The organism is Haemophilus sputorum CCUG 13788 (assembly GCF_000238795.1).
GTDB lineage: Bacteria > Pseudomonadota > Gammaproteobacteria > Enterobacterales > Pasteurellaceae > Haemophilus_A > Haemophilus_A sputorum.
Genome location: NZ_AFNK01000006.1, coordinates 19387 through 42429 on the forward strand (window position 1 = coordinate 19387; position 23043 = coordinate 42429).

The following is a 23043-nucleotide window of genomic DNA, read 5'->3' on the forward strand; positions in this document are numbered from 1 at the left end:
AGCATCGAAATAAAATAGACTTCCATTAGAGTCTGTTAATCTTTTAAAATTCCCCGCGCACGTAAAATTGCGCTTTTAAAATCGTCTTCGTAATCTTTTTTAATGCCCGGAATCGGCTCGTGTTTATCTGAATTGCGCATTTTTAATTGATAAATTAACACTTCATCGCGCAACGCTGGATAATTATTCGGCTCGCCGACTTCTTCTGAAAGCTGTTGCAAAATATCAATTAAATGTAAATCTGGCTGTTTACGCCAATGTTCACCTAATAATTCTAGCAACTCTTCTAAACGTTTGCATTTCATGAAAAATCCTTAAAAATTCTTGTTGAAAATCAGGGCGGATCATATACTTTTAGCTCTATTTTTGCAAAACAATCGCTTATGTTTTTAAGCAGAGGAGACAATGATGCATCACATCAGCGCGGTGATTTTAGCTGGCGGCAAAGCTCGTCGCATGCACGGAGTCGAAAAAGGGCTACAACTTTTGCATGGCAAACCGCTTATTTCGCATATTCTTTCTCGCCTATCGCCACAAATTAATGATATTTGGCTTAATATCAACCGCTCAGAAAGCGAATATCAGCGCCTTTTCCCAACCTATCCTCGCTTTCAAGATGAACTGCCAGATTTCCAAGGTGCATTAAGCGGAATGTTAAGTGCTTTTGCAAAAATTCCAGCAGACTACCTATTATTTGTGCCGTGTGATAGCCCCTATTTACCAGAGAATCTACTACATAAGCTTTCCACCGCATTACGTATTAACAATGCTCAGATCGCCTATGCGCATGACGGCGAACGCCCGCATCCAACTTTTGCGTTATTGCATCGTGATGTTGTGCCTGCACTACAAGCCTATTTAAATTTGGGTGAACGACGATTATTTTATTTTTTCCAAACACAGCGTAGTGTTGCAGTAGATTTTTCTGAGCAGCCTGAAGCCTTTCAAAATTTTAATACGCTAGATGCTCTTGCCCTTGCAGCCCAACCAAAATCAGCGCCCAAAATTTTAGGCATTACGGGGTATAGTGGCACAGGAAAAACCACGCTATTAGAAAAATTACTACCAAAATTGACCGCTTGCGGGCTAAAAGTGGGGCTCATTAAACACTCTCATCACAATATTGAAACCGATAAACCAGGAAAAGACAGCTACCGCTTACGCCAAGCGGGCGCTAATCCAACTATGGTTGTTTGCGATCAACGTTGGGCACTGATGTGTGAAACGCCTGCCGAGCAAGCGGTCGATTTTCAACAATTTATTGCAAAATTTGAGCATGTTGATTTAGTGTTGGTGGAAGGCTTTAAGCATGAAGCGATGGCAAAATTGCAACTCCACCGCAAAGCGATTGAAAAACCTTTGCCAGAACTGGATGAATGGACAATCGCCACTGCAACTGATTATCCGCTTGAACGGGAAAACCTGCTCGATATTAACAACATTGAGCAAATTGCGGAATTTGTGAAAAATTATGTGAAACAATAAAAAAACGGGAGTTCAACTCCCGTTTTTCTAATCTGGTGAATAATAAAGTTTACCAATTTCAATACGCTGACGGCCTGTTTCTAAGCGCCATTTATTGGAATCACGCAACGAATACACACAGCCACAATATTCTTGTTGATAGAAACGCTCACGCTTACTGATTTCAATCATACGTTGTGAACCGCCACCTTTTCGCCAGTTGTAATCCCAATAAACCACATCATCGTATGGTGCTGCTGCGCGGTGGCCACAATCATTGATTTGGTTCATATCCTTCCAACGAGAAATTCCTAAACAGCTGGTAAATACGGGGAAACCATGTTCATGTGCATATTGTGCGGCTTTTTCAAAGCGCATATCAAAGCACATTGTGCAACGAATGCCACGCTCTGGTTCCCATTCCATGCCTTCTGCTTTTTTAAACCAGGTTTTACGATCGTTTTCGTAGTCATCATCCACATCAATAAACGGAATACCATGTTTTTCTGCAAAACGAATATTCTCTTCTTTTCGAATCATATACTCTTTTAGCGGATGAATATTTGGATTATAGAAGTAAATCGTAAATTCAATGCCGGAAGCCAAAATCGCTTCCATGACTTCGCCAGAGCAAGGCGCACAGCAAGAATGCAGCAATAATTTATTGTGCCCACCCGGCAGACTTAATTTTTCACGCACAAAAGGCGCATTGGGATCTTTGCCTTTACGCGTTAACTTTTTCTGTTTGAGTTTCTCTTGATGTTCAAGAGGTTGGTGTTGATTAGTCATTATTCTGTTCTTGATAAATTTAATAAGCGCGATCTACCGACAAATACGCTAAAGAAATCAATGCTTGTTTATATTCACTTTCAGGTAATACCGAAAGCGCATCTACCGCTTTTTGCGCTTCAGCTTTTGCTTTTGCCATAACAAAATCAAGCGACTTATGCTCCGCCATAATCGCAAGCACATCATCAATCTTGGCAATATCGCCACCGTTTTCAATAGCATGGCGAATCATCTCTGCTTGTTCTGCTGTGCCATGTTGCATGGCATGTAACAATGGTAAGGTTGGTTTACCTTCCACAAAATCATCGCCAACATTTTTACCCATGGTTTGCGCATTCGCGGAATAATCTAAAATATCATCAACTAATTGGAACGCTGTGCCTAAATAACAACCGTAAGCTTTTAATGCCGATTCAACTTCTTCACTCTGCTCTGCTACAATCGCCACACATTGGGTTGCTGCTTCAAACAGACGCGCTGTTTTATTGTAGATAACCTTCATGTAATTTTCTTCGGTTGTGTTCGGATCGTTCACATTCATCAACTGCTGCACTTCGCCTTCTGCTAATGCATTAGTTGCTGCCGACATCACTTTAAGCACTTTCAATGAATCGACAGAAGTCATCATCTGGAATGAACGCGTATAAATATAATCGCCCACTAACACGCTCGCTGCATTACCGAAAGCTGCATTGGCGGTTTCGCGCCCACGACGCATATCAGACTCATCGACAACATCGTCATGCAATAACGTTGCAGTATGAACAAACTCAATAAAGGCTGCTGTGGTAACGTGTTTTTTCCCAGTATAACCTAGCGCTTTTGCAGCTAATACTGCAATTAACGGGCGAATACGTTTGCCCCCCCCACTGATAATATAAAAACCCAGTTGGTTAATCAGCGGCACATCAGAATTTAGCTGCGCCAAAATTTCTGCATTAACCGCCTGCATTTCTTCTGCTGCAAGCGTTTGAATTTGTTCTAAAGATAATGTTGCACTCATCGTTTTTCCAAAAATACGCGATAAAAATTAGCGTGATTCTACCTTAAATAGCGCTTGCCTCAAAAAGAATTCTTGCAAGCGGTCATTTTTCCACTTTTTTCTTCCATTTTTAGCGTGTATGATTTTAAAAATTTTTTCACAATAAAGAGTGTTTTATGAAATGTGAATGCCAACAAATTACTAAACTCCAACCCGATTTTTGCGTTTTACTGAACCAATATCGTCTTATTGAAATCGCAGGCGCAGATGCTGAAAAATATCTACAAGGACAGCTCACCGCAGATGTGACAAAGCTTGCCATTGGCGAACACACGTTAACTAGCCATTGCGATCCGAAAGGCAAAATGAGTGCGCTATTTCGTTTATATCGCGCACAAGCCGAGCAGTTTTTTGCCATTATTCGTTGCGAATTACTGCCCGAAGCATTAGTGCAGTTAAAAAAATATGCCGTGTTCTCTAAAGTCACATTTACCGAATTAGATACGCCATTATTTGGCGTAGCGAATGCAACGACTTTAGCTAATTTGAGTGAAAATGCGACCGCTTTAGTGCTCTCTTGCGCACAGAAACGCGCGATTGTCTGGGGAGAAACGCTTACTACGCATGGCGAAAGCGCGCTTTGGGATTTAGCAGATATTCAAGATGGTTTACCAATTCTCGCTAAAGCCAACCAATTTGAGCTCATTCCACAAGCTGCCAACTTACAAGCGGTCGAAAATGCGATCTCTTTTACCAAAGGTTGCTACATTGGGCAAGAAACCGTTGCACGAGCGAAATATCGTGGGGCGAACAAGCGTGCCATGTTTATTTTAGTTGGCAACAGCGAACAAACGGAATGCCCAGAAGCCGGTCAAGCACTAGAAATGCAATTAGGGGAAAACTGGCGTGCGAGCGGTACTGTATTAGCCGCAGTACATTATCAGCAACAACTTTGGGTGCAAATTGTACTGAATAAAGAGATTGAAGCTGATACATTATTCCGCTTTAACGATACGTTATTGAAAATTTGTGAATTACCTTATGCGTTAGAAGAAGCTTAATTCAACACAAAATAAAAACCGAAATTTATTATTTATATAAAAAGCGGTCAGATTCTTAAGCAAATTTGCAAATTGCTTTTAAAATCTGGCCGCTTTTAGTTCTCAACTTTCAGTTAATCTTTTTTCATTTAAACCGCATTTTTTGCTAATTGGTGAGAAACAAACCTCATTATACCGACATGAATTAAATAAACAACCAAACTTATCGGATAAAAATAGTAAAGACCATTCTCAACGTTTTCCAAGCCATACCATGCAATAATAAAACTTAAAAATCCTAATTCAAGTAATCCACTAACTGTTTTAACTTTAAAAATATGTTCCCCGGCTAAACTTGGCAAGAAAACGAACCATAACACTAATGCAAAAATCACCATAAAAGGATAAAGCAATAATTCAGTATCGCTCGGCAGTTTTACAAACGGATAAATTAAAATAGATTTAATATAAATATAAATCCGTGGTTTAAAGATTGTCATATATACATTTAAATTTATCCAATAAATGATAATAAGGACAAGATAGCCTTCTGGTATTGGAAAAAACGCCATTGCTAAAGTAGATAAAACCAATCCCCAAAAATAACGGGAGTATTTATACTCAATATAAGCAGGAATCAAACTTAAACAAATCAGCAATACGCCAAGTAATAATGAACCTAGTATAAAATAATTATTTGTTTGTTCACTAACCTGTGAAGCAAATAACCAACCGACTACTGGGAAAGCAATCATTCTAAAGAATTCATTATGTTCATTACCGGTATATAAAAACTTTCTCAAAACCTCAAATTTAGATAAACCTAAAATAAATCCAGAAACAAAATAAAATATTGCAAAGCAAAATAGAACAATGACAAATGGTACGCCAATGTTTTCATTAAATCTATGGCTAAAAATAATGGAAGCTATGCCAAAAAATAAAAGCCCTCGCCAAAAATATCTTAATATTTTCGCAGCAGAAAAAATGCGATTCACTTTGGGTGTCGTTGCTTCAATTTTCCAATGCGGAATTAACGATCTCTCATAGGCAATATAAATCCATGCGAAAAAAGCATAAATCACGCTTAAAATCACACTACATTTATTGGCTGCTCTTGCCAAAATGCCGTAATAAAATGACTCCGCAGCTTTTTCTGGTGCTGTTTTAATTAAATTAGTAGGAATTGATTTTAAATAATCCGGTATCGGTGCCCAACCAACTTCTTGTTCAGCACGTTCTACTTTTGCTTGTAATAAATGAATGCCTTCTGGAGTTAATTGTTCTGCTATGACATAATCTTTATGCCATTGGAAATAATTTGTCCAAAGCTGAATTAAATAATTATTTTCGACCGGATAAGCAAAAAAACGTTGTAATAACGCACGCGAAAAAATAGGACTTTCATCAAAAGGCAGAGATTCAATACGAGGCTGCCAATTTGCCCAATTTTTTAAAATGCCAATTTCACCTTCCGTTTCAAAAACCTCATCAATTTCCATCAATAACATATCGACTAAATCAAGCGCTGGCGCTTCTAATGGTTCTTCAGCCTCTACTTCATCATGCAATGTGCTATCTTGGTAAACGTATGAAATTTCTTCAGGCGCAGAGTTGGATGTCGGTTCTGCATGCGCGCTATCCGCTAAGTTAAATTCAATCGGGCAAGGCTCATAAGCGGTCGAATTTTCTGGCTCATTTGCAAAACGTGGCTCAAATTCACCCGCTTGTAATAGGCTTTCATCAGCAGATTCACTGCTTAATTCAGCTTCCTCTTCCCATAGAGAATCAGCACGATTTGCGGCTGCCCGTTCTTCATATTCTCGCTGATAAGCTGCCTGAACTAACGCCTCATCAAAAGCGGCTCGTAGTGCTTGATAGCCTGCTGGATCTTCATCCGGTCGGGTGACTTTGAGTTTTTTTGCATAAGCACGACGAATCGCTTTTTCATCACTGGTTGAGTTGATCTCTAAAATTTTCCAACAAATTGCCATGTAAACCTCTTAGATTAACCAACCTTCATCATAGCGCGCTAAACACTCTTGCATTTTCTTTCTCGCGCGGTGGATTCTGCCCTCATCTTGCGATTCTAATTCCGCTTCAAAATAAGCTAAAAATTCACTAATTACCGCTCGCTCTTCGCCTAAATAGTTTTCATATAAGCGTTTGGCTTTTTCGAGCAAATAACGGTTTTCTTGTTGTTCGCGCGGGTGAATTTTCAGTTTAGCTAATTTCTCGCGTGAAGCCTGCACTTCTGCCGCACTCAAGTTGTGGCTGTTATGTTGGAAAACTTGGTTAATCTGAATATCTAACTCATCATTGGTTAAATCCACCTCAAGCAATCCGTTGATATCGTAACTAAAACGAACCGTGACGCCGACTTCGCCTCTTGGGTGAGGTGGCACGGTGACGAACATTTCGCCAAGCAAAATATTCTCACTGCTAATCGCAGATTCTCCCTGACGAATATCAAACTGAAGTTCAGTTTGATTATCTTTTGCCGTGACATAATGCTGCTCGCGTGAAATCGGCACCGGCATATTTCGTTCAATAATCGGGCTGAAACGGTCATTGATGCGTTGACCATTTGGCATATCTACACCAATAGTCGTACCTAATGAAAATGGCATGACATCCGTTAGTACAACTTCTTCTAAATTTTGATTGCGTGCAATCAGTGCAGCTTGTACCGCTGCCCCTCGCGCTATCGCTTCATCAGGATTGATTGCAGAAAGCGGTAAGCGTTGGAACCATTGGGCGATTGCTTTTCGGATAATCGGCATACGGGTTGCCCCACCCACCAAAATAATGCCATCAATACTAGACGGGTTAAGTTTGGCATCACGCAGTGCTCGCTCAATGGGCTGGCGTAAACGCGTAATTAACGGCTGTGCTGCTTGACGGAAATCCTCTTCAGAAATAATCGCTTCATGAACTTGTTCATCTAAGGTTAAAGCAATTTTGACACTTTTTTCTTTGCTTAACTGACGTTTCGCATGTTCAAACACCTGCCAAGATTCGCTTGATGTTTGAATCCGTTTTCTTTGCGCCTCATTTAAACTCGTGCACTTGGTTAAGAAACAGCGTTGTAAGGCTTGCACAAAATCTTCACCGCCAAGTTGATTATCGCCGGCGCTCGCGGAGACTTGCACCACACCATCAAAATAATCCAAGATTGAAATATCAAAGGTTCCGCCACCTAAATCAAAAATTAAGAAATTGGTATCGTCTGGCTTATCTTGCAGGTTGTAAGCAAGCCCAGCAGCTGTCGGTTCATTTAACAAGCGACTGACTTTTAACCCTGCCATTTCTGCCGCATTTTTGGTCGCTTGGCGCTGAATCGCATTAAAATAAGCAGGCACCGTAATGACCACTTCTTCAACTGGCTCACCTAAGAAATGTTCGGCATCTTCTTTTAAACTTTTGAGCACTAATGCAGAAAGCTCTTCGGCGCGGAATTGTTGTTTGCCAAGTCGGAAGATTTTATCGCTGCCCATAAAGCGCTTAAATGCAGAAGCCGTCATCTGCGGGGCGGTCGCTAATCTTTCACGAGCGGCAAGCCCAACTAAAATCGAGCCATCTTCTGTTACGCTGACCACAGAAGGGGTTAATTCATGTCCGAGTTTATTAGGAATAAGACAAGTTTCGCCATCAATAAATTGGGCAATTAAACTATTCGTTGTGCCTAAATCAATACCAATTTGTACGCTCATTATTTACTTCCATTCTGTCTATATGAATTTGCAAATTATGCCACAAAACTGACCGCTTGCTGCGCCATTTTATAATTGGTGCAAATTTGCTAAAATATCGCCAATTTTGACCTATTTTCTTGATTATGAGCGAATCACATTTAATTCAAATTCTCCCGCCACAACTGGCTAACCAAATCGCTGCTGGCGAGGTGGTTGAACGCCCCGCTTCAGTCGTAAAAGAGTTGGTGGAAAACAGTCTGGATGCCGGTGCTAACCAAATTCAAATTGATATTGAAAAAGGTGGCGCTCAGCTGATTCGTATTCGAGACAATGGCTGCGGAATTGCCAAACAAGATTTAGCGCTTGCACTTGCACGCCATGCCACCAGTAAAATTGCGAGCTTAGAAGATTTAGAGATGATTTTAAGTCTTGGCTTTCGTGGTGAAGCACTGGCGAGTATTAGTTCCGTTTCTCGCTTAACACTGACTTCTCGTCCTGAAGGGCAAGCAGAAGCTTGGCTAGCTTATGCCGAAGGGCGTGAAATGGCAGTTGAAATCCGCCCGGCCTCACACCCTGTTGGTACTACAACGGAAGTGGCAAATCTCTTTTTCAATACTCCCGCTCGCCGTAAATTTTTACGAACCGATAAAACTGAATTTGGGCATATTGATGAAGTCGTGCGCCGTATTGCACTAGCAAAACCGAATGTGAGTTTTACTCTGACTCATAATGGCAAAGTAGTACGTCAATATCGCAAAGTACAAGACAATTCTGTCGAACAACAGCAACGCCGTGTTGCAGCGATTTGTGGAGATGAATTTATTGCGCATGCCAACCATATTGACTGGCAGCATGGGGATTTGCATTTGCATGGTTGGATTGGTTCACCGCAATTTACGAGCGCACAAAACGATCTTTGTTATAGCTACGTCAATGGACGCATGATGCGCGATAAAACCATCAATCACGCCATCCGCCAAGCTTATGGGGAATGTTTGTCTGCGGGGGAATATCCAGCTTTTGTGCTGTTTTTAGATATTAACCCACAGCAAGTTGATGTGAATGTGCACCCAGCTAAGCATGAAGTCCGTTTTCATCAGGCACGGCTTGTACACGACTTTATTTTACAAGGCGTACTACAAGGGCTAGAAACTCAACAAGATTTACCGCTAACCAATGCCGTTAACGAACCATTACCAAGCTATGCAGCGGACACCAACCGATTAAGCGCAGGGGCGAATGTTTTTGCAGGCTTTTCACAAAATGAACCAACATCAGCACCTTCACAAGCGGTGAAATTTGCGCCACGTTTTGCAAAATCTGGCGGTTCAAGCCAATCTGCCCAACGTTGGTATGAAGCATTAGTGAATACCAGCGAAACCGAAAAAAGCGAACGCTCAGCCCCTATTGTTGCACCGCCATTAGAAACCGTGCATCAAGCGCCAACGATTATCGCCCAAGCTGAACCTGCGTCTTCTGTGGAAGAGGAAGCGCCTGCAATAAATGTTTATTCTGCACACCACGCACAAACACAAGTGCTTGCCGTTGTAGGAAATCAAGCTTTATTACTGAAAGAAAATGAGGCTTTTTATTTAATACCGCTTGCGGATCTCGTTCTGACAAAATGGAAAGCTCAACTAGCAAAAAAGGAAAGCCAACCCTTGCTTATTCCTCTTTCTATTCGGTTAAATGAAACACAAGCATTGCAATGGCAACAACACCAACAAGCACTGTCAGCAATTGGCTTTCAGATTCAAGAAAAGCAACTGCATTCAGAGACCTGTTTAGCGATCTCAGCCGTACCAAGCTGCTTACGCCAACAGAATTTCCAACAGCTTTTATTGGGTTTATTTAGCCAACAAGCGGTCGATTTTGATACCTTTTTTGCGCATTATGCGCCAATGCCAACACAATGGAGCCTATCGGAAGGCATTGCGTTATTAGCGGAAGTAGAATGCGTACAAAAAACAGATAATCTGAAAATTGCCGTCGATCTGCTTTCTCTGTTGCCCCAACGTGAAAACGGTTAATTTTGCAACGACCAAAGGCGCAGTTATAGACTTCAGAGCGGAATTTCTCTATAATTCCGCCACCTTTCCCCCCTTAGCTCAGTGGTTAGAGCAGGCGACTCATAATCGCTTGGTCGCTGGTTCAAGTCCGGCAGGGGGGACCAACTCAAATCCTATCCTTTTCTATCATTCTATTTTTACGCTAACTTCTTATATATACGAAATTTTTCTTAGTATTTATCAGTATAAATAAGCGCATTAAAAATCAAATTACCCCTAACGTTTCCAATGCATACAAAATGCCATCTTCACGGATATCTTTGGTAACAAAATCAGCAATGGCTTTCAGTTCTTCTTCTCCATTTCCCATTGCAACGGAAAAGCCAACCGTTTCAAACATTTCTAAATCATTAAACCCATCCCCAAATGCCATTGCTTGTTCAGGCTCAAGCCCTAAGTAAGCTAATGTATCTTCAATCCCACGTGCTTTGGAGTTTTGTTTAAGGAAAATATCTACTGCATTTTCATGCCAACGTACTGCTTTAAGATCATCACCTAACACCCCTGCTGCTTCTACGACTTCACGTTGCTCTTCACTATAATAAGCTAACATTTGTACAACGTTATTCTTCAAATAGAAATCTGGATCGATAAGATAATCTGCAGTAATCGGGGTGGTCGCTTCTTTAACAATCTCATCATCTGCAGAAACGGCTATTGCTTCACGGCTAACGAACGCATATTTAATGCCTAATCGTTGTAATTTTTCAACCACTTGCGTAATGCGCTCTGTGCTTAAGCCATACGCGCTAATCTGCTGATCGCAATAAAGATTATCCTGCCCGTTAATGGTTACTAATAATTTGAAACCCCCTTCATTCAGATATGGCAATAAAGCTTTAGGAAAACCACCCACATTTCGACCAGTTGCAATAGCTGGAATGATCCCTTTTGCTTTCAAGCGAGGTAACACTTCTTCAATAATTGAAGTGGGAATACGAGCTTCGTTTTTAATATATAGTGTGTAATCAATATCAAAGAATACGACTTTAATAGAATCTGGTGTGATTTTCATGAGAGTACCTTCTTACAAGCGGTGAGATTTTGGTAAAAATTTACCAAGATTGTACTCGCATTTCGAAGGCCGTCGCAAAATTTATTTGGCGGGTATGCTAAATTCTGCCGAAAAGGAGAAAAGATGAATCAGGCAGATTTTAGATGTTTCGAATGTAAAAAACGTTTAGCATTATCCCACCATGGATTTTGTAGTCGTTGTGTACGGTTACTGGAGAAAAAACCTTATTGTGGTCATTGTGGAATGCCATTATTAGAGTTTTCTATGCAATGTGGAGAGTGTTTAAAACACGAACCTAAATGGCAAAGGTTAGTTCGCATTGCGATGTATCAAAAGCCGCTTTCAGATTGGATTCATCGATTTAAATTTCAGCAACAATACTGGCTAGATAAACCGCTCGCCCGATTATTGCTGCTTTCATTGAAAGAGGCAAAACGCACACATGGTTTGCAATTACCTGAAGTCATTATGCCTGTGCCACTATATTGGCAACGCCATTGGTGGCGTGGATACAATCAAGCGACGCTACTTGCTCGGCCGTTAGCTACTTGGTTAAATCTGCCATTAGAAGAAACTGCGATTAGTCGCATTCGCGCAACCCAGCCACAACGAGAACTTACCGCTAAAGCGCGCAGACATAACTTACAACATGCCTTTCATTATGCGCCTAAAAAACATTATGAACGCGTTGCTTTAGTTGATGATGTCGTGACAACTGGTTCAACTATCAACGCCATCGCACGTGTACTACAAAAGCAAGGGGTAAAAGAAATTCAAGTTTGGACATTAGCACGAGCTTAGCCGGCTCTGACAAAATAATAGATAATTTAAAGAATAGGTTAAATAACACCGAAGATTGGTGAAAAATAAAAGCGGTTAAATTTCTATAGTTTTTTGCAAAACATCAAGAAAATTTAACCGCTTGATTTTATTAAGAAGTCTTAAAAATTATTTAGTCAATTGCACTAAAATACGGCGAACAGGCTCAGCAGCACCCCATAATAATTGGTCGCCTACAGTAAATGCGGCTAAGTATTCTGGGCCCATCGCTAATTTACGTAAACGGCCAACTGGCACGCTTAATGTCCCTGTTACTTTAGCAGGTGTTAATTCACGTAAAGTAGTTTCTTTATCGTTAGGAATCACTTTTACCCACTCATTGTGTGCAGCGATGATTTGCTCAATTTCCTCTAATGGAATATCTTTTTTCAGTTTAATGGTAAACGCTTGGCTATGGCAACGTAATGCACCAATGCGTACGCATAAACCATCTACTGGAATTGGATTATCACTTAAACCTAAAATTTTGTTGGTTTCTGCATAACCTTTCCACTCTTCTTTGGTTTGTCCGGTTTCTGGTAATAATTTGTCAATCCAAGGAATGAGGCTTCCACCTAATGCTGCACCAAAGTTTGCAGTTGGGAAGCTGTCATCACGCATGGTTGCGGTCACTTTGCGTTCAATATCTAAAATAGAAGAGGCTGGATCTGCTAATTCAGCTTTCACGCTGGCTTCTAATTGACCCATTTGTGAAAGTAATTCACGCATATTTTTAGCGCCCGCACCTGAAGCAGCTTGGTAAGTTGCCACAGAAATCCACTCAACTAAATCTTTTTCGAATAAACCACCAATTGCCATTAACATTAAGCTAACGGTACAGTTACCACCGACGAAGGTTTTAATGCCGTTTTTTAAGCCTTCTGAAATAACATGTTGGTTTACTGGATCTAAGACGATAATCGCATCTTTTTGCATACGAAGTGCTGAGGCTGCATCAATCCAATAGCCATTCCAGCCGGTTTCACGAAGTTTTGGATAAACTTCATTTGTATAATCGCCACCTTGACAAGTGACGATAATGTCTAATTTTTTTAATTCGTCAATATCGAAAGCATTTTTAAGATCACCTGCTTCTTTACCTGCAAAAACTGGGGCTTTTTGACCCGCTTGCGAAGTAGTGAAAAAAACTGGGTTAATATTGGCGAAATCATTTTCTTGAACCATACGATCCATCAATACTGAACCGACCATTCCACGCCAACCGACGAAACCGACATTTTGCATTGTGTTGCTCCTGAATAATTAATAATGTTTTAAGGGGTAAGGTGCATAAATACTCTATTTCGACATAAAATGCAATGCTTGAAACCATAGTTTTTGCCGATTTGTAAATTTTGTACAAAATACCCTAATAATAGGTAGAATTAACGACATCATTTCATCAACCATAAATGGAGTATTACAATGAAAATGAAAAGTGCAGTCGCGATTTTAGCTAGCTTAGGTTTGTTCGCAGCAGTTTCTGCTAATGCAGAACAAGCACCTGAGAAATTAGTTGTGAAAGTACAACAATTAGATGTTGAGCATGGCAACAAAGACGTAGGTACTGTTGAAATTACCGAATCACCTTACGGCTTAGTTTTCACTCCGAATTTAAATGGCTTAGCACCAGGCTTACATGGTTTCCATATTCATGAAAACCCAAGCTGTGAGCCAAAAGAAAAAGACGGTAAACTGACTGCAGGCTTAGCAGCAGGCGGACACTGGAACCCAAATAACGCTAAAGGTCATGGCTTCCCATGGTCTGATGATGCGCACTTAGGTGACTTACCGGCATTAACCGTATTACATGATGGTAGCGCAACTCAACCAGTTTTAGCACCACGTATTAAAAAATTAACTGAAGTGCAAAATCACTCTATTATGATTCACGTTGGTGGTGACAACCACTCAGATCACCCAGCTGCACTTGGTGGTGGCGGTCCACGCATGGCATGTGGCGTGATTAAATAAGTCACAATAAACAAAAAATAAAGTGGGTTAACGTTTTAGACGCTAACCCACTTTTTCATGACAAGCGGTAATTTTTTAATACCGCTTTACCAAATTATTTTAAACCAAGTTTCTTCTCGAGATAGTGGATATTCGTGCCACCTTTGCGGAAGTTTTCATCAGCCATGATTTGTTCATGTAATGGAATATTTGTTTTAATGCCTTCAATGATAGTCTCTGATAATGCGTGTTCCATACGACGAATAGCAATATCACGATCTTCAGCAAACGTAATCAATTTACCAATCATTGAATCATAGTGTGGTGGTACAGAATAACCCGCATAAATGTGGGAATCCCAACGTACACCTAAACCGCCTGGTACATGTAAAAGCGTAATTTTGCCTGGTGATGGTAAGAAGGTATTTGGATCTTCTGCATTGATACGGCATTCTATTGCGTGGCCTTTCACTTTAACATCCTCTTGAGTAATAGAAAGCGGTAAGCCAGCTGCAACGCGTAATTGCTCTTTAACTAAATCGATGCCGGTAATCATTTCAGTAACCGGATGCTCTACTTGTAAACGGGTATTCATTTCAATGAAATAGAATTCGCCATTTTCAAATAAGAATTCAAAAGTACCTGCGCCACGATAGCCAATCTCACGACATGCATTCGCACAACGTTCACCGATGAATTTACGCAATTCAGGGGTGATACCTGGTGCCGGTGCTTCTTCCACCACTTTTTGATGGCGTCGTTGCATTGAGCAGTCACGTTCTGCTAAATAAATCGCATTACCGTGAGTATCTGCTAAAACTTGCACTTCGATATGGCGAGGATTTTCTAAATATTTCTCCATATAAACCATATCATTATTAAATGCCGCTTTCGCTTCTGCTTTGGTCATCGCAATAGATTCTTCCAAGTCTTTTTCTTGGTAAACTACACGCATACCACGACCACCGCCACCACCTGAAGCTTTGATGATAACAGGATAGCCGATGCGCTTAGCGATCTCTTTATTTTTTGCCATATCGTTGCCTACTGGGCCATCAGAACCTGGTACACATGGCACGCCTGCTTTTTTCATCGCATTGATAGCTGACACTTTATCGCCCATTAAACGAATCACATCCGCAGTTGGTCCAATAAAAGTAAAGCCTGATTTTTCTACTTGCTCTGCAAAATCGGCATTTTCAGATAAAAAACCATAACCTGGGTGAATCGCATCTGCGCCGGTTACTTCAGCTGCAGCAATGATAGCAGGAATGTTTAAATAACTTTTTACAGAAGGTGCTGGCCCGATACAAACGGTTTCATCAGCTAATAAGACGTGTTTTAATTCACGGTCAGCGGTTGAATGAACAGCAACCGTTTTAATACCTAATTCTTTACAAGCGCGCAAAATGCGTAGGGCAATTTCGCCACGGTTAGCAATGACAACTTTTTCTAACATTGCGTGTTCCTCATCGGGCAGGCATAGCCTGCCATTTAAAACAATCAAGCGGTAAAATTTTCTTCAAATTTCACCGCTTACCACACGGGCTTTGGCTCAATAAGTTCACCAACTGCCCATGCTACCTTATTCAATAATTACTAATTTTTGATCGAATTCAACAGCTTCGCCATCATTCACTAAGATAGCTTTTACTACACCGGCTTTATCTGATTCGATACGGTTCATCATTTTCATTGCTTCAACAATACAAAGTGCATCACCTACTTTTACTGACTGACCTACTTCGATAAATGGTTTAGCATCTGGGCTTGGACTACGATAGAAAGTACCAACCATTGGAGAAAGTACTGCATGACCGCTTACTTCATTATTTGCTGGTGCAGCTGCTGGTGCACTTGGCGCTGCGGCTGGTGCAGCCGCTGGAGCTGCAACAGGTGTTGGCGCAGCAGTATATTGTACTGCAGGTGCTGCCACCACTGGTGCTGCACGACTAATACGTACTGTACCTTCTTCTTCAGACACTTCTAACTCAGTGATGCCTGATTCTTCAACTAATTCGATTAATTTTTTGATTTTGCGAATATCCATAATGAAATTCCGTCAAGTGTATTAAGAAATGGATGCCGTCCATCAAATATAGACGGCGGAAAAGATGTGCGTAGGTTACCTGATTTTCGGCAATTTTGCGAATAAAATCTTCTAAAATTGGCGAAAGTTTGCTGAATTTACCACTCATCGTAGCAGTTATTTTTCAACCAATTTGCCCTAAATAGGACAGATAAAATTCCAAATTTATGCCATACAAGCGGTCATATTTTCGTAAAAATTTCCAAAATAGGTGCTTATTTCTTATTCTTCATTGAATACCATAAAGGCAATTCCTCTTCGTTCAGCAATTTGGCGTTTATGTTTCCAAATGCGTTGAATTCGGCGGAATTTATTGCAAGTTAACGTTTTTTTGGGTTTCAGGCGCAATTTGCGTTTCATCTTCAACTCCTATTTGTTTTTCTTGATTTTTTTGTTCTTCTATACGCTGATGATTCACAATACTGTTGTAATATCGACGAATATTTTCAACATACTGCAACGCTTCAAAACCACGCGCATAGCCATATTTTAGTCCAGTATAATGTCGTTTTTCAGCCAATAATGGTAAGTTTTTCTTTACATCTAACCAATTATCCGGATCGCCACCAAGCTGACGGGTTAAACGGCGTACATCTAATAAATGACCTAAGCCCATATTATACGCCGCCAAGGCGTACCAAATTCGATCTTCTTGAGCGATAGTTTCGGGAATTTGACTAATCAAAAGGTGCAAATATTCCGACCCACCTCGGATACTCTGCTCTGGATGCGTTCTATCTGTTACTCGCATTCTTTCTGCGGTATCTTTCGTTAGCATCATAATCCCACGAACACCTGTTGGAGAGGTCGCATTCGGATCCCAATGTGATTCTTGATAAGCAATGGCAGCCAGCATTTGCCATTCCAGGTCGCCTTTATATTTTTCAAAAATCGGTTGATATTTCGGCAATACCTCTCGAATAGCTTGAAGATAACTCTGGGCATCAACATAGTCAAACTTATTGAGGTAGCTAAAATATTTTTCCTCAATTCGAGCAATTAACCCTGTATCATTTGCTTCGCCCATAAATTCAAGCACAGCCGCTTGTAATTCACTGTAAGTACTTTTCGGCAAATACCATAATACAGGCGCTTCATCCGTTAAATCAAAACCGACGGCAATTTTCGGGCTAATATGTTGCGCAGCAGAAATATCTACGGAAGTTGCCACTGTATAAGGAATTTTCCCTTCTGCAACTTGGATCAAAAGCTCTTCTTGTTCTGCTTCTTCCGCAATTCGCCAGTTAAGATTTGGGTTTTCTAATTTAAGTCGTTGTAGAATAGGTAAAACTGCCGAACCTTTAGGAATAACAAGCTCTTGCTTAAGGTCAGCTAAGCGATAAGGGCGAGGGGTATCTTTACGGTAAACCACCTGCCATGAGGTTGAATAATAGCTTGCACCAATCTGAAATTGCTCACTTAATCGATCTTGATACAACAATCCTGCTGCGGCAATATCAATTTCATTTTCTTTTAAAGCCTTGAAGATTTGTTCGCTATTATCAAACGCTTTAATTTCTAAATTCACATTAAGATATTCAGCAAACGCCTTGGCTAGCTCATAATCAATTCCCGCCTTACCTTCTGCACCAACGAAATAAGAAAGTGGGTGGTTAATTAGCCCCACCCTCAATATTTTACGTTGTTGCACTTGAGTATGACGATTCTCTTCGGCTAGCATGACTTTTTGCCATGGATAAACCATATCCCATGCCCAAAGTAGCAAAGCAAATCCAATGAAAAATCGAATCAATAAGCCTTTCAAATCAGCCTCTTATCTATATTTGTCTAAGAATCGGTAGTAAAGCATGCCTATTTTCAGCGCCAATTTTTTACCTAACTTACCGCCAGGAATACTCGGTACTTTTAAACCTTCAAAAATAGCCAAACGCTCATCATTGCCTTCAATCGCCTCAGCAATAATTCGCCCAGCAAGCCCTGTTAAAGCAACACCATGCCCAGAAAAACCTTGCGCAAAATAGACGTTTGGTTTTACTCGACCAAAATGTGGAGTAGCATTAAGCGTCATATCAATCGGCCCAGCCCAACCATAATCAATTTTTGCGGTTTCTAGCTGTGGGAATACGGCTAACATCTCTGAACGCATTTTTGCAATCATATCCACATTCGTACTCGAATCTGAACCGAATAATAAGCGATTATCTGCGGACAAGCGGTAATAATCTAAGAAAATATTGTTATCACATACCGACATGCCATTATTGATTAAGCTATCCGCCATTGCTTGAGAAAGGGGTTCAGTCGCAATAATAAAACTTTCTACTGGTAAAATTTTCTTCTCAATACCAAAAGTAATTCGTTTTGAAAGGGCATCGATATAAGCATTTGTAGCTAATACCACGTTTTCACAAGAAACTGCAAAACCTTCTGCAAAAACGACCGCTTGCGTATCGCTATTTATTTGAATATCGGTAACCGGTGAATGTTCAAAAATGGTTACACCTAATTGCTCGCATGCTTTGGCAAGCCCAAGGCAATAATTTAACGGATGAAGATGCCCTGAGTTGCTATCAAATAAACCGCCAACATAAATATCGCTACCGACATGTTGCTGCAACTGAGATTTATCCCATAACTGCATATTTTGATAGCCAAAAGTTTCTCGACTGGCTTTCTCCATTGCAATTAAGTCATCCATTCGACGTGAATTAAGCGCTAAAGTTGCATAACCCTTCTTCCAATCACATTGAATACCATATTTTTTTACACGCTCGTCAATGATATCAATCGCTTCAAGTGACATTTCCCAAAGTTTTTTTGCTTTCTCAAAGCCAACCTGTTCAATATATTCATCAATGCCTTCTTCAAAACCATTGATTGCCTGCCCGCCAGAACGTCCAGAAGCGCCAAAGCCAACACGAGCGCCTTCTAACACAATCACTTTTTTGCCTCGTTCAGCGAGCTCTAATGCAGTGGAAAGCCCTTGAAAGCCAGCACCAATAATGCAAACATCACAAGATTGCGGGGAGGAAAGACGCGGAAATTGAAGATTAAGATTTCGAGTATCAAAATAGTAAGATTTATAGTGTTCTTGGTATGCAAAATTCAGCATAAAATAAAAAGAATAATGAAAAATGAAGATGATTATAAAGGATTTAATTAGATTAAAGAAGAAGATTTAAAGCTTGAATGGCGCACCCGAGAGGATTCGAACCTCTGACCGCTCGGTTCGTAGCCGAGTACTCTATCCAGCTGAGCTACGGGTGCGTATATTGAATTGTGTTATTTATTTTATCTGCAACCATTTTAAACTGAATAGAGTAAAGTTTAAAATGGCGCACCCGAGAGGATTCGAACCTCTGACCGCTCGGTTCGTAGCCGAGTACTCTATCCAGCTGAGCTACGGGTGCGTGATAGAATAAATGGCGGTGAGAGAGGGATTCGAACCCTCGATAGAGCTTTTTAACCCTATACTCCCTTAGCAGGGGAGCGCCTTCAGCCTGCTCGGCCATCTCACCACACACTGTGTCTGTGGGTGTGCATAATACTGGATTTCAGCGAGAAGTCAAACGCTTTTCTCACAAATTTCTGCATTTTTACAACATTTGCCGATCTAATAGGCAAAAAGCTGATTTTTTATAAAAAATGGGATTTTGCAAAACCTCTGCAAAATCCCACCGCTTGTTGTCTTTCACACGATTAGAAACGATAACCTACGTTTGCAGTGAAGTCATTGCCTCTTAGTTTGGTGCCACTACGTTTTAAGTTATTACGAGTGTACTCTGCACCGACTTCTACATTGCTTGAAACCGCATATTTCGCACCAGCGCCATAGCCGTAACCACGGAAAGTTTCATCGCCAACTTTGCTTGAGGTTGCATCTACTTTCACATAAGGCAATAAATCCGCCCCTACACGATAGCCTTGTTGGTAAGCCACTGTGTATTTATTTTTTTGTTTTACATCACTAAATACTTTGGTGCTACCTAATTTTGCTTTACCTTGAACAACACCTACAAGGTTATTACCGTAATCCATACCGTAATCTACAACTAATGCAGGACCCGTTGATTGTTTACCTTTGATGCCATCAACTTTGTATTTTGCGCTAGTTAAATCTACACCTACACCTACGCCAGTAAAAGTCTCACCTACAGGCGCTGCCATTGCAGATGCTGAAAATGCACCCGCGACGATTAAAGCTGCGATATGTTTCATATGTTATCCTCACTAAATAAAACAAGATAAAATGATAAGCAGAAACTGCTTATAAAGATAGACTCAAGAGTCTTATTCAAGTTCACCACAAAAACGATAACCTTCGCCATGAATAGTCACAATAATTTCTGGTGTGCTCGGATGATCCTCAAAATGCTTACGAATACGGCGAATGGTAACATCGACAGTACGATCGTGCGAACGAAGTTCACGGCCTGTCATTTTTAATAAAAGCGTTTCACGGGTTTGAATTTTACCCGGATTTTCGCAGAAATGTTGTAAAGCACGGAATTCACTGCGCGGTAATTTATTCTCTTCGCCTTCAGGGCTGATTAAACTACGGCTATTCACATCTAACGTCCAACCATTAAAGCGATATTGCTCAACTTGATTCCCTTCTTTATTGAGCGCTTGCTCTTCTAGCATGGTACGTTGCAATAAATTGCGGGCACGAATGGTTAATTCACGCGGGTTAAATGGTTTTGTAATGTAATCATCTGCCCCAATTTCTAACCCTAAAATTTTATCAACTTCGTTATCACGCCCAGTTAAAAACATTAAAGCCACTTTAGTATTTTCACGTAATTCGCGTGCTAGCATTAAACCGTTTTTACCTGGTAAGTTAATGTCCATAATCACTAAATCAATTTGCTGCTTGGCTAAAATAGCATTCATCGCAGCTCCATCGCTCGCTTCAAATACATCATAACCTTCCGCCTCAAAGATGTTCTTGAGCGTGCTACGTGTAACTGCTTCGTCTTCAACAATTAAAATTTGTGGATTGTGCATACTCTATTCCCTACATTCAGCAACAAAAAACGCGTTATTCTACCTTAATGATTTACTAACTAAAAAGGGCTATTTTAAAATTTGGTGAACTTTATCAAATTTTTGTTAAAAATAGCTTTTTTTCTACCGCTTGCAACCAACCTAAAAGGTTCAATTATTTTAGGTGGCGATCATCCACCCCTTTAATTAAATACTGCCCCTCAATATCTGCTAAACTTCTAAAACCAATATTGAAAATTTCGCAATGCTTATTACGATTAAGCGTTTGGTAATCAAAATTATCATGGTGATGCCCGTGGAAAATCTTACTTGCACCCATTTTTTTAGCCAGTTGATTTAATACAGCAAACCCTTGTGGATGGGGTTTTGGAGCTTCATGGCTAATCAGAATGTCTGCTTTCTCATTTTCTAAGGCCTCAACATCCGAAGGAAAAATTGAGGTTCGGTGTCGAAGCGGTAATCCACCACGCCAGATTTTCTCTTGAGGCATATATTGGCAATAATGAATCGGATCGAAAAACATCGGGCGATTCGGTGGCATCCAAATATGTCCACGAAATACACCGCCAAGGCCTGCTATTCTTACCCCTTGAATCTCTTGCACCTTGCCATGCAAATTACGTTGCTTCCAATCACTTCCCCAAAGCGAGTCAAACGCTGCAACCGTTTTGCTATCATGATTACCGTGAATAAACCAAACATCAGCATAATTGGCTAATCGGTCTAACTCCGCAGGGCTAGTGAGCTGTAAATCACCCAAGATCACCAAAGCTACATTCGTTTGTGATGCTAAAATAGGATAAAGATGCGCATAGCTTCCATGTGGGTCGCCAGCAAAAAGAATCATGACTGACCATCCGTATTGTATTGCTTAAACTGAAGTGGAATCGGTTCATCATTTAAAATCGCTTCCACCACTTCTTTTGTTTGGTTATAACGATCTAAATAACTTGGCGACTCAATTTCAATATAAGGCACATGATGTTTTTCTAATAATTTTTTCAATAAAGCTTGAAAACGTTGACGCTGTTTTTGCGAGCCTAAACTACGCAGCCCATCATCCACCCATTTGGTGTTATTTGATAGCAAAATGGTCACATCAAACGGATACTCTCTAATCATTGAATCTAAGAATGGGTGTGCTTTGCCTTCATACTGAATACAAAAAGCTTGTGTAGTAATGTAATCGGTATCAATAAATGCAACTTTATGCGCGTGTTTCATCGCGTAATCAACATAACGTTGATGTCCTAATGCCATTTGCGGATAATCAGAATATTGCATTGCCTGCTCATCGCCACCAAGCTGTTCAAACACAAACTCACGCCCATACTCCCAAGCAGAAGTGGTATTAAACACATTTGCCAATTTGCTTACCAGCACCGATTTACCGCTACTCTCGCCGCCTAAAATGGCAATGGTTTTGACAAAAAACGGGCGCACCTCTTTTGGAATAAAACGCCAATATTGGAATGGATTATTTCGAATTTTTGTTGCAGAAACGTTAAAACGCTCACGCGCCGGATCCACTAAAACCACTTCCAAATCTAAATATTTTTCATAAGGTGCTTTATCTTGCACCTCACTGCTAAACACCATTGTTGGGTGAATATTTTTCTGTTCAAACAACGCTTTAACGCGCTCAGCCCAAGCTTCCCAACCGTTTGGATAGCTTGGAATACCCTCTTCATTTAAGTGGTGAATAAAAATTTGCTTTTGCTGATATTTAAAAATCTGTTGCATCCAACGTAATCTATCTTGATTTGTCGGCATGCGCTTCATTTTACTTTCTTGGAATAGCTTCAAATCACGCTCGGTGTCGGTACAAACCACCACATGCAATAAATCGACTTTACTGAACGCTTCGTAAATCATATTGATATGGCCAGTATGCACTGGGTAGAACTTCCCAAAAATAACACCTACACGTTGGTGATCGTTTTCAACAATGTTCAACACACGGTGCAAAGCCTTCAATTTATTGGCACTTGGATTTTTAATTTTGCCGCTGACTAATTGATTAAAATAAGCGCGTGTCACGCCTGCTTGTTCACAAACATCGTTTACTTTGAGGTTTAACTGTTTACGTTTAGATTGGAGGTATGCAAAATCTGCCATAGGGATACTCCCGTTAGAATATTTTGCTTATCATAGCCTAAA

20 protein-coding genes and 4 tRNA genes are annotated in these 23043 nt (G+C 40.5%); 6 read left to right on the forward strand and 18 right to left on the reverse strand.

The window, feature by feature from the left end:
- Window positions 1-35: 35 nt before the first annotated feature.
- Complete coding sequence (locus HSP_RS0101195; protein WP_007525888.1) at window positions 36-305, reverse strand: YihD family protein; 270 nt, start codon at window positions 303-305, stop codon at window positions 36-38.
- 103 nt (window positions 306-408) lie between these two features.
- On the opposite strand from HSP_RS0101195, the gene mobA reads away from it, so the two are divergent.
- Window positions 409-1485: a molybdenum cofactor guanylyltransferase MobA gene (gene mobA, locus HSP_RS0101200; RefSeq protein WP_010128215.1), complete on the forward strand. Its 1077-nt coding sequence runs from the start codon at window positions 409-411 to the stop codon at window positions 1483-1485.
- A gap of 27 nt (window positions 1486-1512) precedes the next feature.
- Here the strand turns inward: mobA and HSP_RS0101205 are convergent, their stop codons facing one another.
- Both HSP_RS0101205 and ispB read right to left on the reverse strand, forming a co-directional pair.
- Window positions 1513-2253, reverse strand: coding sequence for an epoxyqueuosine reductase QueH (locus HSP_RS0101205; RefSeq protein WP_029494980.1), 741 nt, complete (start codon window positions 2251-2253; stop codon window positions 1513-1515).
- A 19-nt stretch (window positions 2254-2272) separates the two neighbouring features.
- Window positions 2273-3256 carry an octaprenyl diphosphate synthase gene (gene ispB / locus HSP_RS0101210; protein WP_010128217.1) on the reverse strand — a complete coding sequence of 328 codons (984 nt, stop codon included), beginning with the start codon at window positions 3254-3256 and terminating at the stop codon, window positions 2273-2275.
- 155 nt (window positions 3257-3411) lie between these two features.
- On the opposite strand from ispB, the gene ygfZ reads away from it, so the two are divergent.
- Window positions 3412-4296: a CAF17-like 4Fe-4S cluster assembly/insertion protein YgfZ gene (gene ygfZ / locus HSP_RS0101215; RefSeq protein WP_010128218.1), complete on the forward strand. Its 885-nt coding sequence runs from the start codon at window positions 3412-3414 to the stop codon at window positions 4294-4296.
- 128 nt (window positions 4297-4424) lie between these two features.
- Here ygfZ and HSP_RS0101220 read toward each other — a convergent pair whose 3' ends face one another.
- Both HSP_RS0101220 and HSP_RS0101225 read right to left on the reverse strand, forming a co-directional pair.
- Window positions 4425-6269 carry a J domain-containing protein gene (locus HSP_RS0101220; RefSeq protein WP_010128219.1) on the reverse strand — a complete coding sequence of 615 codons (1845 nt, stop codon included), beginning with the start codon at window positions 6267-6269 and terminating at the stop codon, window positions 4425-4427.
- A 9-nt stretch (window positions 6270-6278) separates the two neighbouring features.
- Window positions 6279-7988 (reverse strand): molecular chaperone HscC, encoded by a 1710-nt coding sequence (locus tag HSP_RS0101225; protein WP_010128220.1) that lies wholly within the window; start codon window positions 7986-7988, stop codon window positions 6279-6281.
- Between the two features lie 125 nt (window positions 7989-8113).
- Here HSP_RS0101225 and mutL point away from each other — a divergent pair, with 125 nt between their 5' ends.
- On the forward strand, window positions 8114-10000 hold the full coding sequence (mutL, locus tag HSP_RS0101230; RefSeq protein WP_010128221.1) for a DNA mismatch repair endonuclease MutL: 1887 nt from the start codon (window positions 8114-8116) through the stop codon (window positions 9998-10000).
- Between the two features lie 67 nt (window positions 10001-10067).
- Window positions 10068-10143: transfer RNA gene (locus HSP_RS0101235), tRNA-Ile, on the forward strand.
- 101 nt (window positions 10144-10244) lie between these two features.
- Here the strand turns inward: HSP_RS0101235 and HSP_RS0101240 are convergent.
- Complete coding sequence (locus HSP_RS0101240) at window positions 10245-11054, reverse strand: Cof-type HAD-IIB family hydrolase (RefSeq protein WP_010128223.1); 810 nt, start codon at window positions 11052-11054, stop codon at window positions 10245-10247.
- Between the two features lie 123 nt (window positions 11055-11177).
- Between HSP_RS0101240 and HSP_RS0101245 the strand changes: the two genes are divergently transcribed.
- Window positions 11178-11855 (forward strand): DNA utilization protein GntX, encoded by a 678-nt coding sequence (locus HSP_RS0101245; protein ID WP_010128224.1) that lies wholly within the window; start codon window positions 11178-11180, stop codon window positions 11853-11855.
- A gap of 147 nt (window positions 11856-12002) precedes the next feature.
- On the opposite strand, the gene asd is transcribed toward HSP_RS0101245, so the two are convergent.
- The gene (asd, locus tag HSP_RS0101250) at window positions 12003-13118 is read right to left on the reverse strand and encodes an aspartate-semialdehyde dehydrogenase (RefSeq protein WP_010128225.1); all 1116 of its coding nucleotides are present in this window, start codon (window positions 13116-13118) and stop codon (window positions 12003-12005) included.
- Between the two features lie 180 nt (window positions 13119-13298).
- Between asd and sodC the strand changes: the two genes are divergently transcribed.
- Window positions 13299-13847, forward strand: coding sequence for a superoxide dismutase family protein (gene sodC, locus HSP_RS0101255; RefSeq protein WP_007526920.1), 549 nt, complete (start codon window positions 13299-13301; stop codon window positions 13845-13847).
- A 94-nt stretch (window positions 13848-13941) separates the two neighbouring features.
- Here sodC and accC read toward each other — a convergent pair whose 3' ends face one another.
- The 11 genes from accC to nadR all read right to left on the reverse strand — a co-directional run bounded on the left by accC (window position 13942) and on the right by nadR (window position 23001).
- Window positions 13942-15285 (reverse strand): acetyl-CoA carboxylase biotin carboxylase subunit, encoded by a 1344-nt coding sequence (gene accC, locus HSP_RS0101260; RefSeq protein ID WP_007526802.1) that lies wholly within the window; start codon window positions 15283-15285, stop codon window positions 13942-13944.
- 126 nt (window positions 15286-15411) lie between these two features.
- Entirely contained in the window at window positions 15412-15876 is a 465-nt protein-coding gene (gene accB, locus HSP_RS0101265) for an acetyl-CoA carboxylase biotin carboxyl carrier protein (protein ID WP_010128226.1), read from the reverse strand.
- Between the two features lie 349 nt (window positions 15877-16225).
- On the reverse strand, window positions 16226-17680 hold the full coding sequence (gene mltF, locus HSP_RS0101270; RefSeq protein WP_007526732.1) for a membrane-bound lytic murein transglycosylase MltF: 1455 nt from the start codon (window positions 17678-17680) through the stop codon (window positions 16226-16228).
- Window positions 17681-17689: 9 nt separating this feature from the next.
- Complete coding sequence (locus HSP_RS0101275) at window positions 17690-18988, reverse strand: NAD(P)/FAD-dependent oxidoreductase (protein ID WP_007526909.1); 1299 nt, start codon at window positions 18986-18988, stop codon at window positions 17690-17692.
- Between the two features lie 78 nt (window positions 18989-19066).
- Window positions 19067-19143 (reverse strand) — tRNA-Arg (locus HSP_RS0101280).
- 66 nt (window positions 19144-19209) lie between these two features.
- Window positions 19210-19286: transfer RNA gene (locus HSP_RS0101285), tRNA-Arg, on the reverse strand.
- A 13-nt stretch (window positions 19287-19299) separates the two neighbouring features.
- A tRNA-Ser gene (locus HSP_RS0101290) sits at window positions 19300-19394 on the reverse strand.
- 181 nt (window positions 19395-19575) lie between these two features.
- The gene (locus tag HSP_RS0101295; RefSeq protein ID WP_007526706.1) at window positions 19576-20094 is read right to left on the reverse strand and encodes a porin family protein; all 519 of its coding nucleotides are present in this window, start codon (window positions 20092-20094) and stop codon (window positions 19576-19578) included.
- A gap of 72 nt (window positions 20095-20166) precedes the next feature.
- Window positions 20167-20883 (reverse strand): two-component system response regulator ArcA, encoded by a 717-nt coding sequence (arcA, locus tag HSP_RS0101300; RefSeq protein WP_007526899.1) that lies wholly within the window; start codon window positions 20881-20883, stop codon window positions 20167-20169.
- A gap of 154 nt (window positions 20884-21037) precedes the next feature.
- Complete coding sequence (locus HSP_RS0101305) at window positions 21038-21730, reverse strand: metallophosphoesterase family protein (protein ID WP_007526697.1); 693 nt, start codon at window positions 21728-21730, stop codon at window positions 21038-21040.
- Window positions 21727-23001 (reverse strand): multifunctional transcriptional regulator/nicotinamide-nucleotide adenylyltransferase/ribosylnicotinamide kinase NadR, encoded by a 1275-nt coding sequence (gene nadR, locus HSP_RS0101310; protein ID WP_010128228.1) that lies wholly within the window; start codon window positions 22999-23001, stop codon window positions 21727-21729. The genes HSP_RS0101305 and nadR overlap by 4 nt, the downstream gene beginning before the upstream one ends.
- Window positions 23002-23043 lie beyond the last annotated feature (42 nt).

Excerpts from the sequence above, each read along its gene's own strand:
- HSP_RS0101195 (WP_007525888.1), bottom strand. The coding sequence starts at position 305 with ATGAAATGCAAACGTTTAGAAGAGTTGCTAGAATTATTAGGTGAACAT.
- mobA (WP_010128215.1), top strand. The coding sequence starts at position 409 with ATGCATCACATCAGCGCGGTGATTTTAGCTGGCGGCAAAGCTCGTCGC.
- HSP_RS0101205 (WP_029494980.1), bottom strand. The coding sequence starts at position 2,253 with ATGACTAATCAACACCAACCTCTTGAACATCAAGAGAAACTCAAACAG.
- ispB (WP_010128217.1), bottom strand. The coding sequence starts at position 3,256 with ATGAGTGCAACATTATCTTTAGAACAAATTCAAACGCTTGCAGCAGAA.
- ygfZ (WP_010128218.1), top strand. The coding sequence starts at position 3,412 with ATGAAATGTGAATGCCAACAAATTACTAAACTCCAACCCGATTTTTGC.
- HSP_RS0101220 (WP_010128219.1), bottom strand. The coding sequence starts at position 6,269 with ATGGCAATTTGTTGGAAAATTTTAGAGATCAACTCAACCAGTGATGAA.
- HSP_RS0101225 (WP_010128220.1), bottom strand. The coding sequence starts at position 7,988 with ATGAGCGTACAAATTGGTATTGATTTAGGCACAACGAATAGTTTAATT.
- mutL (WP_010128221.1), top strand. The coding sequence starts at position 8,114 with ATGAGCGAATCACATTTAATTCAAATTCTCCCGCCACAACTGGCTAAC.
- HSP_RS0101240 (WP_010128223.1), bottom strand. The coding sequence starts at position 11,054 with ATGAAAATCACACCAGATTCTATTAAAGTCGTATTCTTTGATATTGAT.
- HSP_RS0101245 (WP_010128224.1), top strand. The coding sequence starts at position 11,178 with ATGAATCAGGCAGATTTTAGATGTTTCGAATGTAAAAAACGTTTAGCA.
- asd (WP_010128225.1), bottom strand. The coding sequence starts at position 13,118 with ATGCAAAATGTCGGTTTCGTCGGTTGGCGTGGAATGGTCGGTTCAGTA.
- sodC (WP_007526920.1), top strand. The coding sequence starts at position 13,299 with ATGAAAATGAAAAGTGCAGTCGCGATTTTAGCTAGCTTAGGTTTGTTC.
- accC (WP_007526802.1), bottom strand. The coding sequence starts at position 15,285 with ATGTTAGAAAAAGTTGTCATTGCTAACCGTGGCGAAATTGCCCTACGC.
- accB (WP_010128226.1), bottom strand. The coding sequence starts at position 15,876 with ATGGATATTCGCAAAATCAAAAAATTAATCGAATTAGTTGAAGAATCA.
- HSP_RS0101275 (WP_007526909.1), bottom strand. The coding sequence starts at position 18,988 with ATGCTGAATTTTGCATACCAAGAACACTATAAATCTTACTATTTTGAT.
- HSP_RS0101295 (WP_007526706.1), bottom strand. The coding sequence starts at position 20,094 with ATGAAACATATCGCAGCTTTAATCGTCGCGGGTGCATTTTCAGCATCT.
- arcA (WP_007526899.1), bottom strand. The coding sequence starts at position 20,883 with ATGCACAATCCACAAATTTTAATTGTTGAAGACGAAGCAGTTACACGT.
- HSP_RS0101305 (WP_007526697.1), bottom strand. The coding sequence starts at position 21,730 with ATGATTCTTTTTGCTGGCGACCCACATGGAAGCTATGCGCATCTTTAT.
- nadR (WP_010128228.1), bottom strand. The coding sequence starts at position 23,001 with ATGGCAGATTTTGCATACCTCCAATCTAAACGTAAACAGTTAAACCTC.